This window comes from Vibrio ouci (genome assembly GCF_004551525.1).
In the GTDB taxonomy this organism is placed as follows: Bacteria; Pseudomonadota; Gammaproteobacteria; order Enterobacterales; family Vibrionaceae; genus Vibrio; species Vibrio ouci.
Window position 1 is genome coordinate 1 of record NZ_SATR01000369.1, and the last position, 438, is coordinate 438.

Consider the following 438-nt stretch of genomic DNA (forward strand, 5'->3'; position numbering starts at 1 on the left):
ACCACTCAACCAATATACGGAAATATGCAGAGATGCTATCAAAAGTTCATCTGCAAAGTTAAGCAAAACTTTCGAGAGTCTACTCTTGGAAATACTTTTATTGTACATGACGATACAAAGAAAGATAAATTTCACTCAAATGGAGCGTTACGGCACCCATTGTGAGCAGACCTACAGAACGAACTTCAACCGTGGTCGTGCTAAATGCATAGACTGGGTGAAGTTCAACCTTGCCCTATGCCGACGTTACTTGAATATGGATGGTCTATTGGCTATAGCCATCGATCCGAGCTACATCAGCAAGTCGGGTAAGAAGACTCCGCATATCGGTACTTTCTGGTCCGGTTGTGCAAGTTCCATGAAGCATGGGCTTGAAATCATGGGGCTTGCACTTGTCGATGTCCATGCCAACAGTTGCATGATGCTGCGCGCCCATCA

The 438-nt window shown here is 45.0% G+C and carries 1 protein-coding gene; it reads left to right on the forward strand.

The features are described 5' to 3' along the window. Positions 1-85: 85 nt before the first annotated feature. Positions 86-438: hypothetical protein (locus ELS82_RS28035; RefSeq protein ID WP_208733336.1), on the forward strand; the 353-nt coding region annotated here is incomplete at its 3' end.